This is a genomic window from Butyricimonas sp. DFI.6.44, from assembly GCF_022132345.1.
In the GTDB taxonomy this organism is placed as follows: Bacteria; Bacteroidota; Bacteroidia; order Bacteroidales; family Marinifilaceae; genus Butyricimonas; species Butyricimonas muris.
The window spans coordinates 519,518-535,538 of the sequence record NZ_JAKNJD010000001.1 but is presented as its reverse complement, the minus strand read 5'-3'; the positions used below and the strand labels follow the sequence as shown (position 1 = coordinate 535,538).

At 44.3% G+C, this 16,021-nt stretch carries 10 protein-coding genes; all 10 read left to right on the top strand.

The genetic code is table 11. The features are described 5' to 3' along the window. Window positions 1-70 precede the first annotated feature (70 nt). The 10 genes from L0M98_RS02350 to L0M98_RS02305 all read left to right on the top strand — a co-directional run bounded on the left by L0M98_RS02350 (window position 71) and on the right by L0M98_RS02305 (window position 16,002). Complete coding sequence (locus L0M98_RS02350) at window positions 71-3,454, top strand: SusC/RagA family TonB-linked outer membrane protein (RefSeq protein WP_227214808.1); 3,384 nt, start codon at window positions 71-73, stop codon at window positions 3,452-3,454. Between the two features lie 11 nt (window positions 3,455-3,465). Continuing rightward, a complete protein-coding gene (locus tag L0M98_RS02345; protein ID WP_227214807.1) occupies window positions 3,466-4,893 on the top strand; it encodes a RagB/SusD family nutrient uptake outer membrane protein in 1,428 nt (475 codons plus the stop codon). A 10-nt stretch (window positions 4,894-4,903) separates the two neighbouring features. After that, a complete protein-coding gene (locus tag L0M98_RS02340; RefSeq protein ID WP_227214805.1) occupies window positions 4,904-5,731 on the top strand; it encodes a DUF4843 domain-containing protein in 828 nt (275 codons plus the stop codon). 4 nt (window positions 5,732-5,735) lie between these two features. Continuing rightward, on the top strand, window positions 5,736-7,238 hold the full coding sequence (locus L0M98_RS02335; protein ID WP_227214804.1) for a PKD-like family lipoprotein: 1,503 nt from the start codon (window positions 5,736-5,738) through the stop codon (window positions 7,236-7,238). A gap of 97 nt (window positions 7,239-7,335) precedes the next feature. Then, window positions 7,336-8,079, top strand: a complete 744-nt coding sequence (locus tag L0M98_RS02330) for a hypothetical protein (RefSeq protein ID WP_227214802.1) — start codon at window positions 7,336-7,338, stop codon at window positions 8,077-8,079. A gap of 159 nt (window positions 8,080-8,238) precedes the next feature. After that, entirely contained in the window at window positions 8,239-9,636 is a 1,398-nt protein-coding gene (locus tag L0M98_RS02325; protein ID WP_227214801.1) for a thioredoxin family protein, read from the top strand. 130 nt (window positions 9,637-9,766) lie between these two features. Beyond that, on the top strand, window positions 9,767-11,101 hold the full coding sequence (locus L0M98_RS02320) for an SWIM zinc finger family protein (RefSeq protein WP_227214800.1): 1,335 nt from the start codon (window positions 9,767-9,769) through the stop codon (window positions 11,099-11,101). Next, window positions 11,085-12,563, top strand: a complete 1,479-nt coding sequence (locus tag L0M98_RS02315; protein ID WP_227214799.1) for a DUF5691 domain-containing protein — start codon at window positions 11,085-11,087, stop codon at window positions 12,561-12,563. Before L0M98_RS02320 ends, L0M98_RS02315 begins: the two co-directional genes overlap by 17 nt. Window positions 12,564-12,644: 81 nt before the next feature. Further along, the gene (locus tag L0M98_RS02310) at window positions 12,645-13,724 is read left to right on the top strand and encodes an ATP-binding protein (RefSeq protein WP_099292604.1); all 1,080 of its coding nucleotides are present in this window, start codon (window positions 12,645-12,647) and stop codon (window positions 13,722-13,724) included. 19 nt (window positions 13,725-13,743) lie between these two features. Next, entirely contained in the window at window positions 13,744-16,002 is a 2,259-nt protein-coding gene (locus L0M98_RS02305) for a DUF5682 family protein (protein WP_227214798.1), read from the top strand. Window positions 16,003-16,021 lie beyond the last annotated feature (19 nt).

The following is a 16,021-nucleotide window of genomic DNA, read 5'->3' as shown; positions in this document are numbered from 1 at the left end:
CGACCAACACTTGGGATACTCCTTTTAAATTAAGCTTTATATAATCATTTAAAACTTACATGACAAATCTATGAAAAAAAAACAACATTTTTTATCGTTGTCAGTATTATTTCTCAAAAGAGTGGTTTTACTGACGTTGATATGGGGGGGTATTTGTTGCAGTCCGGTTCGGGCTGCCGATGCGGGACAACCTCGAAAGGTGACCTTGAATTTGAAAGGGGTGTCACTTTCCGTGCTGTTTAACGAGATAAAAAAACAGACTTCTTACAAATTCTTCTATAATGATACTCAAGAGAAGAATATCGGGAAGGTTACCGTTTCCGTGACGGACGAAACCGTTGAAAACGTGTTGAAACGAGTATTTGAAAATTCAGCCTACACGTTTCAAGTCGTGGGTGAACAGATTGTGATCACGGATAAAAAAATGGAAGATACAAGACAGAAAAATGTCCGTATCACGGGGCTGGTTACGGATCAACACAAGATCCCATTGTCCGGTGTGACCGTGGTCGTGAAAGGAGTTCCGATTGGAACTGCCACTGACGTAGACGGTAGGTATGCATTGACATTACCCGTGATGGAGAATATGGCTTTAATATTTTCGTTTATCGGAATGGAAACTCAAGAGGTGAAATACACGGGACTGGACACGATTAACGTGATCTTGCAGGAGCAGGCAGAAACCTTGCAGGATGTGGTAGTCACCGGTATTTTCAAGAAAAACAGGGAGAGTTATACGGGTGCCGTGCGGGTGGTGACGGCTCAGGAGTTGAAAAACTTCAAGGGGCGTAACCTGATTGCTTCATTGGCAAATATTGATCCGGCATTTAACCTGATAGCGAATAATGACTTGGGTTCTAACCCGAACCGATTGCCGGAAGTACAGATCCGGGGTGCCGCCAGTTTGCCGAACGTGGGAGAGTTGCAGGATAACACGAGTGCGGATCTGAACACGCCGTTGATTATTCTGGATGGGTTTGAAACCACGTTGCAACGGATGATGGATTTGGACGATAACGAGGTTGCTTCCATCACGATTCTGAAGGACGGTTCGGCCACTGCGCTTTACGGCTCACGCGGAGCGAATGGTGTCATCGTGATTACCACAAGAGAGCCGGAACCCGGTAAATTGAGATTTTATTACAAGGGGGAGATGAATATCGAAACACCAGACCTGAGTGATTATCACGTGTTGAATTCACGGGATAAGTTGCGTTTGGAGGAGATGTCCGGATATTATCATACCACGACTTTGGGACCGGATTGGGAGATCAGATTTCAGGAATATCATAATGCCGTACTCGCTCAAGTGGAAAAAGGGGTAGACACGGATTGGCTGTCGATACCTTTACGCACGGGCGTGGGACATCGTCATAACTTAAGAGTAGAAGGCGGAGATGCCAGTTTCAGGTATTCGCTCTCCTTACAGTATAATTTGACCGAAGGGGTAATGAAAGATTCCAAGCGGGAGAATTTTAACGGAGAGATCAATTTGTCATATAAACATCAACATTTGATATTCAGCAATCGCTTGTCAATCGGTTTGAATAAAGCGAGTGAATCGCCTTATGGGGCGTTTTCCGATTACGTGAAATTGAATCCGTATTGGGAGCCTTATGATCAAGAAGGAAATGTGCGGCGATATTTTGCCCCTTATAATTGGGGATATTGGGCTAATTCGTCAGGTGTCGATAGCGAGAAGGGGGTACCTAATCCATTGTATGATGCGACATTGAAGACATATGATAAGAGCAATTATACGAATATCACGAATAATTTCTCGATAGAATGGACTCCGATTCCAGAATTAACATTTAGGGGGCGTGTCGGTATTTCCGGACAAATGAACGAGTCGGATGTATTTAGACCGTCGACACATTCCAGTTTCGTTTCTTATACCGGGGAAGATGTTGCACGGAAAGGAAGTTACCAGTATGGTACAGGAAAGGATTACAGGTACGAGGCCAGTTTCACGGCAAATTACAGGAAGTTGTTTGGCGGGAAACATTTGGTTTATGCCGGAGTGAATGCTGAAATGAGCGAGTCGACGGGACGTTCATATACTTTTAAAGTGGAAGGGTTTGCGGACGAGTCTATCGACTTTTTGTCCATGGGGCTTCAATACGAGAAAGAGGCTAAACCTTCAGGTTCCGAATCTAAATCCAGAAGAGTCGGTTTAGTGGGAAACGTGAATTATTCTTACGATAATCGTTATTTTATGGATTTCAATATCCGGACGGATGGTTCTTCTCAATTCGGCTCGTCAAAACGTTTTGCACCTTTCTATTCCGTGGGATTGGGATGGAACGTGCACAATGAAGAGTTTTTCCGAAATAATATTTATATCAACAGATTAAAATTGAGAGCTTCTTATGGAGTTTCCGGAAGTCAACAGTTCAGTTCTTACCAAGCGATGGAAACTTATTCCTACTACGTGGGGGATCGTTACAATATATGGATGGGAGCTTACCAAATGGCATTGGGAAACAAGAATCTGGAATGGCAAACCGTGGACAAATATAACGTGGGGTTTGAAGGAGAGTTTCTGAACAGTCGTGTGAGTCTTGATTTGGATGTTTATTTAGAGAAGACTTCAAGCCTGTTATCCTCTTTGGAATTACCTTATTCGAATGGTTTCGACAGTTATACCGAGAATATCGGGTCTGTCGAGAATTCGGGATTTGAATTGAAAGCGAGCGTGTGGTTGTTACGAGATACGGAGAAGAGGTTGATGTGGTCTGTCACAGGTAATATCGCTCACAACAAAGATAAGATCACGAAGTTGTCGGAAGCGATGAAGGCTGCGAATGAGAAATTAGCCCGGACAAGCGGCTCCAATCCCAATCGGATATTGCGGGAAGGTGATTCGCAAAATGCGATCTATGCTGTTCCTTCTTTGGGGATAGATCCGAGTTCGGGAGAAGAGATTTATCTGAAAAAGAACGGGGAGGTGACTAAACTATGGAGTGCGGATGATCGGGTGAAATGTGGTGTCGCCCAACCGAAATATAGAGGAAACTTGAGCACGATGGTACGCTACAAGGATCTTTCACTGAATATGTCTTTCGGTTTCCGGTGGGGAGGGCAACAGTATAACCAGACTCTGATCGACCGGGTGGAGAATGCGGACAAGCGATATAACGTGGATGACCGGGTGTTTAAAGACCGTTGGCAAAATCCGGGAGATAAAACATTCTTCAAGGGTGTGAACGTGACAAGACCATCTTATTATTCTTCCCGTTTTGTTCAGGATGAAACGTCTTTCTGGTGCCAGAATATGAATCTGACTTATGAATTAAGAGATTGGGCGTGGATGCGTCATTTGGGAGTATCGGTAATTAACGCGACGGTGGGAACCGGAGAGTTGTTTTATCTGTCAACGATCAAACAGGAAAGAGGGCTTTCTTATCCTTTTTCCCGACAGTATATCATGTCATTGTCCGTTATGTTTTAAAAAAGGTGATTATGAAAAAGATATTTATAATAGCAATAGTATTCGCGGGAATTGTTTTTTCCGGTTGTAATGATTGGTTAGACGTGAATCCCCGTACGCAGATTAAAAAAGATGTCTTGTTGGAGACTCAGAAGGGATTCCGGGATGTGCTTACCGGAGCTTATATTCGCTTGAAAAATGATAATCTTTATGGTGGTGAAATGATGTGGGGGGCTATCGAGTACTTGGGGCAACATTGGGAAACTACAGCCGGGTACACGGATTATTATATCCAGCAATATAGTTATACGAATAGTTCGGTGAAAGACAGATTCACGAATATTTTTAAAACATATTACCAAGCGATAGCTGACGTGAATAGTATTCTTGAGGTGATAGACGGGAAGAAAGATATTTTCACGAAAGGGAATTACGAGTTGATCAGGGGAGAGGCTCTGGCGATACGTGCATTTTGTCATTTGGATGTGTTGCGTCTTTTCGGTCCTATGCCTGCAGGCGAGATTTCAGGAAATAAGATATTGCCTTACGTGAAGACCGTAACTAATGAAATACATGATTATTCTACTTACGGGCAATTCGTGCAATTATTGTTTGAAGATTTGAACGAAGCGGAAGATTTACTAGGCAAGGTAGATCCGATATTGAAATACTCGATAGACGAATTGAAAGATGAAACAACATGTGACGTGGAGGATGATTATTGGACTGACCGCCATGTGCGTATGAACTATTACGCGATATTAGCTTTGAAAGCCAGGTTGTATTTCTGGACTCAGGATATGACAAATGCAGCTCTTTACGCAAATAAGGTAATTGGGGCAAAGGATGCTGCCGGTAAAAAGATGTGGACTCTGGCGGACGGGGTGACAATGGAATCGGGAGATTTGGCCTGTACCTCGGAAGATATCGTGGGGTTGAGCGTGTATAATCTTGATACAAAGGCAACTGATGTTTTTGATTTGACCGGGAATGGGAAATACATGGAGTGGAAATTCACGTATTACGTGTTCCCGACGAACGAGAGTACTACAGATATCCGTCGTAACAAACAATGGCAGAGCGTAACGAAAAACGGATCGGATATCTATATTTGCAAAAAGTATTATCAGCCGGATCGGGATGCGAAACGCGAGATTCCTCTGATTCGTTTGACGGAGATGTATTTTATCGTGATGGAAGCAACTTCTTCGGTGGCGGAAGCAAATAGCTTGTATAAAGAGTACGCGTCCGCGAGAGGAGTGAGTAGTGGTGTTGATTTGGCATCTGACCGGGTGAACAAATTGAAGAAGGAGTTTAATAAAGAATTTTATGCCGAGGGGCAAATGTTTTTCTTTTATAAAAGGACAGGGGCAACTCAATCTCTTGATTACGTCACGCTGAAACCTGAGGTTTACGTGGCTCCTCTGCCCGAAAGAGAAATAGTGTATAACAATAAGTAATTTGATGGATATGAGAAGTATATATATATTGACGTTGTTACTTTTATCTATGATCGGTTGTAGTGAGGCGGATTTGAAACTTTATAGTGATGAGTCCAGAGTTTATTTGGGAGGGTACACGAGGGCTTCCTCGACGACGTTTTATTACGATACGGATGACGTGACGAGGGATACTCTTTACGTGTACGTGGAAACCATGGGAGGTCCGAGAGATTACGATCGTGCAGTGACTTTTAAGCAAGTTACGGTATACGACATAGAGTATACCGTGGAAAATGGGATGAAAGTGGATTCTGTTGTTACGGAAAATCCTTACAATGCTATTGCGGGTAAACATTTTGTAGCTTTTGATAGCGAAGAGGCCAAGAGATTGATGGTGATTCCCGCTAATAAGGTGAGTGCCCTTATTCCTGTTATTTTTTTGAGAGATCCGTCGTTGAAAGAAAACGAACATTATTTGACGGTGCAATTGTGTGAGAACGATGAGTTTAAAATCGGAGGGGTGAAGGAAGATGTGGAGTATGCTTTTACTTGTGCGGACAAATTAATAAAACCGAATTTTTGGGGAACGAACCCTTTTGCTGGCGGGTTTTTAGCGTTTGGTGATTACAGTACCCGGAAACACGAATTCATGATTGAGGTTTCGGGAGAAAGAATTGACGACGAATGGTGGAACACGAAAGTAAATAGCGTTGCTGGAGCTCAGAATTATTATAAAGCAAAGTTTAAAACAGCATTGGATAAATACAATAATGCTCCTACGAATATCGCTAGCGGAACGGCGCCTATGAGAGAGATCGAAGAGGATTTGTCAAGTAAATTAATAACGTTTAAATAAGGTGATGATGAAAAATATAAATATAGTTTGGCTATTCCTAATGAGCTTGTTCCTAGTGGCTTGTTTCGAGGATGATAACAAATATGATTATACCGAGTTGGATAATGTTATCATTGAGGGTATCGATGAAAAATACACGAGAGTATCACATCAGGATATTTTATCCATTACACCAACCGTGACAACGGAAGCAGACGTGGAATATGTTTGGGAACTTTGGACTTCCGTCCGAAAAGACGGAATCATTTATCGGCCGGATACAATAGGACACTCAAAAGACCTTCGTTATGAAATAATGGAAAAACCGGGTTCTTATTACTTGGTATTCAACGTGAAAGATAAGAAGGCGGGGGTGACAACGATGTACAGAAGTACGTTGGATGTTGTAACTATTAATTCTATCGGGTGGTATTTGTTGAAAGATGAGGGTACTACCGAAAAGTACACGGATTATGATTTTATTTATGACGGAGGACGTATTGATAACTGGATTGCTTTTTATAATGATGGAAAGAAGTTGAAGGGGGAAGCCGTAAGAAGTATTTTTTCGTCCCAATACTCGGATCTGGCTACCGGAGGCGAGTATAATTATATAGATGTATTGATACCGGTCGCTAAAGAAGAGGTAGCTGTAATGGAAGTTAGTAGTGGAAATATTAGACTTCCTTTTGAATCTCTGTTTTTTGAATCTCCTGAGGTAAAGAATTTTCAAGATATTTGCATTGAGAATGATGGTGTTAGCGTGAAATTGGTAAATGATAATATGGTTTATAGTATGTCGACACGTAATGCTGCATTATTCTATCGTTTATATGGGAATTATAGCCTTTCTAAAGGGTTGAAAGGTTTGCAAGGGCCGACCTATTTTGATGATTTGAGTAAATCATTTGTATATGTTGGGTTTAATAATATCAATCGTTACGTAGAATCCTCGACGGCTCCGGCAAGTTGTAATAATATGAATGCTGACATGTTATGGGGAAGTGCTGTTAGCCATAGAATACAATCAAATAGTTTTTTTGCTTATGCTTTAATGAAAAAGCATTCAGAACCGGATACTTGTATGATGTTAAAATTTTCCTTAAATGGCTTTGACAATTCCAATTGTATAAAAAAAGTGGATACGATTCCATCGACACTTGGTATAGTAACGGCAGAAATGCGAGCTGTAAATGCAAACTACGGGGTTATTTATTTTGTAAAGAATCAGAAATTGTACAAGTATATCATAGATTCTCAGCATGAAGAGGTTATTTTGGATCTTCCGGCAGGTGAAAAAGTAACTTGTATGCAGCATGTTGTTTATCCGAATTTCATGTCAGATGATTATGGTTCCGAGATAGATTATTTTGCTATCGCTACTTATGAGGAAGGAAAATATAAAGTGTGGCTACATGAATTTGATGCTGATAATTTAAAACCATTAAGCAAGCCTACATTTGAGGGGAACGGTCGTGTGGCTTGTATAAATTATGTGGCTGAAAATTCTTCGAATTTCTTGTTTTAACAGTAATACATAACTCAAAAAGGTGTTGTTTTGTATCTTTTTAATAATAAATATTTTGTATATTGCAATGTTTGAATATTAACTAAAATATTGAATTATGAAAATTAAACAAGTGATTTTTTTTATGGTATTGTTTAGCTTTTTGAGTTGTGAGAAAGCTGATGACCTCTTTTTTGATGAAGAAAACATGTTGTTATCTACAAGGAGTTTATCGCAGGAACTTCCTCCGGAAGCAACTAATAATTTCTGTGTTCATATTACAGATTCTGTAGGAAATCCGTATTTAGCGGCAGTGGAAATTTTTATAGGAGAATCTTGGCAATGGAGGTCTCCTCTTTTTGTAGGCTTTACGGGAGATTCTACAATGTCTTATCCTGTAACTAAAACTAAAGTATATTTTAATTTACCATTGGATATGGGGGTAACTTTTACTGCAAAAGTTACAGATGTTAGAGGAGCTGTTTATATGAGTAATCCTATAATAGCTACTCCAAGTATGCAAACTTGGCGCGTATATGTAGGTGATTTACCTCCAACAGACCCAACAGACCCAACAGACCCAACAGACCCAACAAATCCAACAGACCCTGGAGATCTCAGTGGTGTGCGTTATATGATTAATGTGTATGGAACAAATCAGATTGTACGGGTTCAGTTGTGTTTGGAAGATGGAACTGTAATTCATTCTAAACCCTATTCTAGTAATCTTTATTTTAATGTTCCTCCAGATATAAGATTTAAAATTATGGCGATTGATATTCAGGGTAATATGGGTTTTTCAGCTGTTTATCTTTCGGGCGATACTCGTACTCCGGAAATGATAACTGTAGCCCTTCCTTAGAGGTGAACTTTTATTGAAAAGAGTAGGAATGAGACTTGTATAAATGATATTACAAGAAGTTTATAGACTTTCTTGTTAACGGAGAATCTATAGTGAAGAGGCTGTTCGACAGTCTCTTCACTATAGATTGCAATTAGAATTAAAATCTATTTGATTTATATGAAAAGTATATTTTTAATTATAACCCTTCTGTCACAATGCTTTTCGGCATTCAGTCAAGGAGGAGTAAATTTCGAGCATCTCACATTTGAGGAAGCTTTAGCTAAGGCCAAAGCGGAGAATAAACTTGTATTCATGGATTGTTACACGAGCTGGTGTGGTCCTTGCAAATACATGACGGATAATGTTTTTCCGCGGGAGAAAGCCGGAAATTTCTTTAACCCGAAATTTGTTTCAGTGAAATTTGACATGGAAAAAGGAGAGGGGAAAGAGTTATCCAAGAAATTCCATATAAAAGCTTTTCCGACATTTTTCATTATTCGTCCCGACGGTACCGTACAACATAAAATTGTCGGTGGCGGAGATCTTGATAAAATTATAGCAAGGGTAGAACGGGGATTGAACCCGAAGACTTCTCTTGATTACTTGGAAAAATTGCACGAGCAAGGGAAAATGAATAAACACCAATTGATGCTTTATCAAATAGCATTGAACGAGGCTTTCGAAAAAGAGAAAAGTGCAGAGGTCGGAGAGAGATTGAATGCCATGTTGACCCGGAAAGATAAAATGAAAAAAGAGTATTGGCCGATTCTAGAGAAGAGTGCATACGGCACCACGGATTGTCAGCTTGTTTTAGACCACATTTTCGTTTTTTATAAGAATATTGGTAAAGAAAAAGTGGATCAATATTTGGTTAATACATTTGCCAAGCAATTGCGTTTTTCGATGGATTCCGTGGAATTGCTGAAACAAATGCAAGGCGAACTGACTCCACTTGATTTGCCGGATAAGGCACTTTTAACCCATAATCTGGAATTGATGCTGGCTAGTGCAGAGCGTGATGTTGAAAAAGTGATTGCTCTGGCGGGGGAAGTCGAAACAAATGAAAACGGGGAACTGTGGGCAACCATGAATGCGATTAATGCTATCCGGGGGAAAGCAACGAAAGAAGATTTGAATCGACTTATTCGCTTGGAGGATAAATACATGAATATTGCCGCCGGAAACAGTACTGATTACGTGGCGAATTATTTCGAGTCACTAAAAATAGCGGCAAGCGTGGGTGTTTATTTTCAGAATCTGAGTTACGAGGAAGCTTTAACGAAAGCGGGACGCCAAGGTCGTAAACTGTTCATTTACGGTTTTATGAATAACGACAATTTGAAAGGGAAACTGATAGAATCAATGCTTGAACAAGAAAATATCAGTGACTTGTTGAACCGAAATTTCCTTTGTTTGAAATATGATGTAGAAAAAGAAGAGGGGCTTAAATTAGTTAAACAGTTTGGTGTAGATGTTTTCCCGACTTTTATCATCGTGCTCCCGGATGGTTCTGTTCGTCAGAAAGTGGAGGATATTCATGAAGTGGAAGAATTGAAATCAGTATTTGCCGAATGAAGAAGGAACTGTGAGCCTCACGTCTTTACGGGGGATATACGGATATTTTCGGAATTATCTTTTGAAAGCTGTTTCATTTTTCGTATTTAACGTTAAATTTGTCAACATTGAATATTGAAAATGTGGATACATGCAATTATCAGAAGAGCAGATTATTAAGTTAGCTCCTGATGCGGCATCCGTGAAAGCCGGGAAGGGTTTGGCTTCGGCGGCGAAGTGGGTGTTGCGGGGGGCTAGTGAACGGGCGTTATGGGGACATTGTCAGGGAAGCGGGGCGAATCCTTACCAGACACAGGTGGATTTGCAGAATATAGCTTTCAAATGTTCTTGCCCAAGTCATAAATTTCCTTGTAAACATAGTTTGGGATTACTGTTTCTATATGCCTCACAACCAAACTTGTTTTCGACCGGGGATGAACCCGCGTGGGTGGCGGAGTGGTTGAATAAGCGGGAGAACAAGGTGGCGGAGAAAAAAGAGAAGAGCGATAAACCGGTGGATGCGGCGGCACAAGCAAAGCGTCAGGAAGCGAGGCATCGGAAAGTACTGGGAGGTGTCGAGGATTTGCAGGGTTGGCTAAAGGATTTGGTGCGGAACGGTTTGTTGAACGTGCCGGAACGTGCGCAGGCGCTGTTCGAGGGGATAGCGAAGCGCATGGTCGATTCACAGGCTCCGGGATTGGCGGGGATGATACGGCAGTTGCAGGAAATCAATTATTTCGGGGAGGATTGGAAGTATGAATTGACCGCTCTATTAAGCAAGGCATACCTTGTGGCGGAGAGTTACAAGCATTTGGACGAATTGCCCGATGATTGGAAGGACGAGATTCGTACTCTCGTGGGATACCCGCAGGCTAAAGAGGAGGTGCTGGCAAAGGGGGAAACGGTAACGGATGATTGGTATGTCGTGGGTACCGAGTCGCTCGAACAAGACCGCCTGACGGTAGAGTATAATTGGTTGTACGGACGACAGAGTAAAAGATATGCGCTGCTTTTACAGTTCATCATGGCGGGCTCGTTGCCGGAAGTGGCATTATTACCCGGTACGGTCGTTCGTGCCGATGTCACCTTTTACCGGGGAGTGAATCCTACTCGGGTGCTGGTACGTGAACAACGGGGAAGCGGGGAGTTATTCCGCCTTACGGACGGAAACGCGGGGTATATGAACCTGACGGAAGCGACGCGGAGATTCCGGGAAGTGCTGACGGTAAACCCTTTTACTTACGAGGTGCCGATGATCGTGAGCGGGGTGCGCTTCGTGGTACACGAGGGACAACTTTGGTTGCAGGATAGCGACGCCCGTTTGCTCGCCTTGAGCGTGGGAGAAGCCGGACGCTTGAAAGGGCTTGCCGTGACGGGAGGTCGTGAATTTACGGGTTTCTTCATGGCGGGGGAGCGTAGGTGGAGAGTGTTATCGTTATGGATAGATGATAAATATTACACGTTGAATAATGAGTATAACGGATAATATAATAAATACAGCCCTATTGGGTACGGCAAACCGGGAGTTGACGGAGGGGGAATTGCCGGAAGATTTGAGCGATACTTTGTTGAAGGTAAAAGAGAGTGCCGCGGACGGGGAAGAAGTTTTTTACAAGACGGCTGCCGTTTTGTTTGCTTATTATCGTTCCGGTTTGGAACCCTTGAAGTTGAAGGAGTCGGTTCCGGTCATGGAAGCGGAGCCGGAAACAATGCCATACGCCGGGAAGAAAGCGGCGGCTCTTTTAGGAATGTTATTGGGGGAGAAATACTCCTACATGCTACTGTTATGGTACAAGACCGCAGCAAAGCACGGTTATCTGATTCCGGCGGAGTATTTGCCGGGGGTATTGGGAAGGGTATTCTTGCCCGGTAGCCAGACGGCAAAGCGCGAGAAACAATTCTTGCCTTCCCTGATTGGTAACCGGGGACGGTGGTTATTGCCGTTGATGAATTATCCGCCTTTGCAGGAGGAAGGAAATGAAGATTGGGAAACGGCGACTCATGCTGACCGGAAGCTGATTTTGTCCCGCGTGAGGAAGGACAATCCCGCCCAAGGTCTTGAATTATTGCGGGCGGAATGGAAGAACGAGTCGGCACAACATCGTGCGGAATTATTAGCTTGTTTGGAAATCGGTTTGTCTAAATCGGATGAAGAATTTCTGGAAAGCGTACGTGCCGGAGATCGTAGTAGCACGGTAAAGGACTGTGCCTTAGATTTGTTGCGGCAAATACCCGATTCCAATATAGTGGAGTTGTATTCCCGGACATTGAAGCAGCATTTGCGTTACCGTCGTTTGCTCGGCTGGGCTGTTGAACCGATTGCGTATTCCGAGGAGTTGAAAAAAGCGGGTATCAGCGAACTTAGTAGTAACAAGGGCGAGAGTGACAGTGATTACATATTAAGGCAAATGGCTGAAAATGTGCCTCTCTCTTTTTGGTGCGAACTGTTGGAATGTGACGCTGAAACCGCGGCACAGCGGTTGCGTAAGTCCCCGCCTTTCTCCAAGTATATTTGTTTGGAAAACGCTATTTTCAATTTCCATGACCGACAATGGGCTTACTATTGGTTGAAAGGAGAACGGGTATTGCAATCCCCGGAGTTGACATCATTAGTACCTCTTTTGCCTGTCGGGCAACGGGAAGAATTGAATCTGGAGGGAAAAGTACAGCAGAACTTTTACGTGACGCAATGGTTGGACGATACGGACGAGGAGTGGGGAGTGAAGTTTTCCCGAGGGGTATTGAGAATACTCTATTCCATGACATATTGCTATTACGACCGTCCGACTTGTGAGCAACTGGCTCTGCGTATACCCGCTTCATTGTTAGGCTATATCGGGGAACTGGGCGCAACGAAAGAGAATAGCAACAGCCATTGGGAATTTACCGTTCGTATGCAGCAACTACTGCAAATCAAGAAGGATATAGAAGAAAGCCTGATTAATTAAATGATTTAGTGATTGTTGATTTAAGATTCCAGCCGCACGGGGCTGACGTTTTTTGATATTAACTTTTTTATAACTTGAAATATGGGTTTATTATTAAGACGACACGCGGAACAGCAGTTCGAGGAAGAACTACACGAGTTAAAGAAGAATGAAACAAATAAGGTTCCGGAGAACTGGCAACTATCTCCGCAATCCGTTGTGACCTATCTTATGGGAGGTACATTGAAAAACGGGTTTGAAGTGAGTCCTAAATATATTGGAAATCGGCGGTTGATAGAGATTGCCGTGGCAACACTGGTTACGGACAGGGCTTTGCTGTTGTACGGTCTGCCCGGAACGGCAAAGAGTTGGGTGAGTGAGCATTTGGCGGCAGCCGTATCGGGTGATTCGACACTGATAGTGCAGGGGACCGCGGGGACGGGGGAAGAAGCCATTCGCTACGGTTGGAATTATGCCAAGTTACTGGCGGAAGGTCCCAGCGAAGGGGCTTTGGTGCAAACTCCTGTGATGCGGGCGATGAAAGACGGGAAACTGGCTCGTATCGAGGAATTGACCCGCGTGGGGTCGGATGTGCAGGACACGTTAATCACGATTCTTTCGGAAAAAGCTATGCCTATTCCTGAACTGGACAGAGAGATTCAAGCTATACGGGGGTTCAACGTGATCGCTACTGCCAACAACCGTGACAAGGGAGTGAATGAATTGTCGAGTGCCTTGAAGCGTCGTTTTAACACGGTAATTCTTCCTTTGCCCGATACGATTGACGAGGAGATTGATATTGTCCGTCGTCGGGTAGAGAGCTTCTCCGGCGTGATGGATATACCTGCCGAGAAACCGGCTTTGGAAGAGATTCGCCGGGTGGTAACCATTTTCCGCGAATTGCGGGGCGGGGCTACCGAGGACGGTAAAACAAAATTGAAGACACCGAGTGGTACGTTAAGTACTGCCGAGGCTATATCCGTGGTGAACAATGGTTTGGCTATGTCCGGTTATTTCGGTGACGGTCGCCTGAATGCTATCGACCTCGTGTCCGGTATTATCGGTGCTGTCGTGAAAGACCCGGTTCAGGACAAGGTGATATGGCAGGAGTACTTGGAAACAGTAGTGAAGGGACGCGACGGATGGAAAGACATCTACCGTGCTTCTCGCGAAATGCTGTAATTATCTTTTAGTTTATACAATGGTTGATGGAATACATTTTTTAGGTATACGGCATCATGGTCCCGGTTCTGCCAAAAACGTGAGGGCGTATCTGGAAGAATTGGAACCGGATATGATATTACTGGAGGGACCGCCCGAGGCGGAGGCTTTGCTTCCGGGGGTGCTCCGCGAGCAGATGCAACCACCCGTGGCTTTGTTGGCTTACCAACCCGACGAACCGAAGCGTGCGGTTTTCTATCCTTTTGCCGAGTTTTCCCCGGAGTGGCAGACGATGCGGTTTGCCATGAAGAGGGAAATACCTCTTCGGTTTTTCGACTTGCCTTTGATACATCATTTAGCGTTATGGAAAGAACGGGAAGAGCGGGTTGAATCCCGAGAAGCGAGCGAAGAACAGGGGGAAACGGATAACACGGGGGACTCGTCACCTTTAGCCCCCGAAGAAATGATACATGTCGATCCTTTTGCGGCTTTGGCAAAAGCGGCAGGGTACGATGATCCGGAATTGTGGTGGGAAGTGAATTTCGAGAACCGTCGGAACAATGAAGAAATCTTCCTTGCCGCCAAAGAGGCGGTGACCGCCTTGCGGGAGGCTTTCCCGAAAATAGACCGGGAAACGTCGTTGCGGGAGGCATGGATGCGGAAGATGATTCGGGCGGTACAGAAGGAGGGATACAAGCGCGTAGCTGTCATCTGTGGAGCGTGGCACGTGCCCGGGTTGGAGAATATGCCGAAGCAGAAAGAGGATAACGAGATACTGAAAGGTTTGCCCAAGGTAAAAGTCGAATGCACGTGGATCCCGTGGACATACGATCGCTTGTCTTACCGTAGCGGTTACGGCGCGGGGATTGTTTCTCCCGGTTGGTACGACCACGTGTGGGATTACCCCGATGACGACGGAACCCGCTGGATGAGTAAAGTGGCATCCTTGTTTCGTTCGAGGGGAATGGATATTTCCGTCGCCCACGTGATTGAAACGGTACGTTTGGCGCAAGTCATGGCGGCTTTACGCGGTTTATCCCGTCCGTCGTTGGAGGAGTACAACGATGCCGTTACCACGGTAATGGGTTTTGGCGATCCCATCGTTCTGCAAATCATCCGGGAGGCTTTGGTAATCAGCAATCGCATGGGAAATGTACCCGACGATGTTCCTAAAGTGCCTCTACTCGTGGACGTGGAGAAATTGTTGAAGCGTTTACGTTTACCTTTAAGCACGGAGATTAAGGAGTACAACTTGGATTTGCGCAAGCCGAACGATTTGGAGCGGAGTATCGTTTTCCACCGTTTGAACTTGTTGGGAATACGTTTAGCCCGACCGATAGCGACCGACGGGAAAGGGACTTTTAAAGAGTCTTGGTCTGTTTATTACGAACCGGAACAGACATTGGCTATTATCGAGAAGGCCGTTTGGGGGAATACACTGGCGGAAGCGGTGGTGTCGTATAACGTGCACTTGTCGAAAGATATCTCTTCCATTTCCGAGTTGGTAGACCTCTTGCAACGGGTTATTCCCGCCGACCTGCCCGATTTGGTGGAGGAAATGACGCGACGTCTGGACGTGCTGGCGGCTTCCGTGATGGATGTCGTCGAGATGATGAAAGCCATTCCCGGCATGGTCACGGTGGTGCGTTACGGTAGCGTGCGGAATCTGGATTACGGCAAGGTGAACGATATGCTCTACGCCATGATGGCCAGAGTATTGGCGGGGGGAGTACTGGCGTGTGCCAATATAGACGAGGACGCGGCGTCCGACCTTATGGAGAAGTTTGTCGCCGTGGATTATGCCGTTGCCACGGCAAACCAACCGGAATTAACGTCTATGTGGATGGAACTCGTGCAAAAGGTTCGGGAGGCGCGTAGCAGTCATCCCTTGTTGTCCGGTTATACCACCCGTTTATTGCGTGATAAAAACGTGTTAGGATACGAGGAAACGGCACAGACCTTGCAATACTATACTTCCCGCGGGAATGCCGCTTCCGAAACGGCTTTCTGGTTCGAGGGATTCCTGAAATCATCGGGAACTATCCTTTTATTGGACGAGCAATTGTGGGATCTCGTGAATGGTTGGCTGGCTTCCCTTGGTGACGAAACCTTCATGGAATTGTTGCCCATATTGCGGAGGACGTTCAGCGAGTATAGCGTACCGGAACGCCGGAAACTGGGGGAGAAGGCCAAAGGAACTTCCGGCGTGAAGCGTGTAAACATGCAGGACGAAGCTTTTAACGCGGAAGACGCGAGAAAGGTAATTCCTGTGGTGTGGCAGCTAATGGGAATAAAGTAACCTGTATTTTCAATTATTA

Excerpts from the sequence above, each read along its gene's own strand:
- L0M98_RS02350 (WP_227214808.1), top strand. The coding sequence starts at position 71 with ATGAAAAAAAAACAACATTTTTTATCGTTGTCAGTATTATTTCTCAAA.
- L0M98_RS02345 (WP_227214807.1), top strand. The coding sequence starts at position 3,466 with ATGAAAAAGATATTTATAATAGCAATAGTATTCGCGGGAATTGTTTTT.
- L0M98_RS02340 (WP_227214805.1), top strand. The coding sequence starts at position 4,904 with ATGAGAAGTATATATATATTGACGTTGTTACTTTTATCTATGATCGGT.
- L0M98_RS02335 (WP_227214804.1), top strand. The coding sequence starts at position 5,736 with ATGATGAAAAATATAAATATAGTTTGGCTATTCCTAATGAGCTTGTTC.
- L0M98_RS02330 (WP_227214802.1), top strand. The coding sequence starts at position 7,336 with ATGAAAATTAAACAAGTGATTTTTTTTATGGTATTGTTTAGCTTTTTG.
- L0M98_RS02325 (WP_227214801.1), top strand. The coding sequence starts at position 8,239 with ATGAAAAGTATATTTTTAATTATAACCCTTCTGTCACAATGCTTTTCG.
- L0M98_RS02320 (WP_227214800.1), top strand. The coding sequence starts at position 9,767 with ATGCAATTATCAGAAGAGCAGATTATTAAGTTAGCTCCTGATGCGGCA.
- L0M98_RS02315 (WP_227214799.1), top strand. The coding sequence starts at position 11,085 with ATGAGTATAACGGATAATATAATAAATACAGCCCTATTGGGTACGGCA.
- L0M98_RS02310 (WP_099292604.1), top strand. The coding sequence starts at position 12,645 with ATGGGTTTATTATTAAGACGACACGCGGAACAGCAGTTCGAGGAAGAA.
- L0M98_RS02305 (WP_227214798.1), top strand. The coding sequence starts at position 13,744 with ATGGTTGATGGAATACATTTTTTAGGTATACGGCATCATGGTCCCGGT.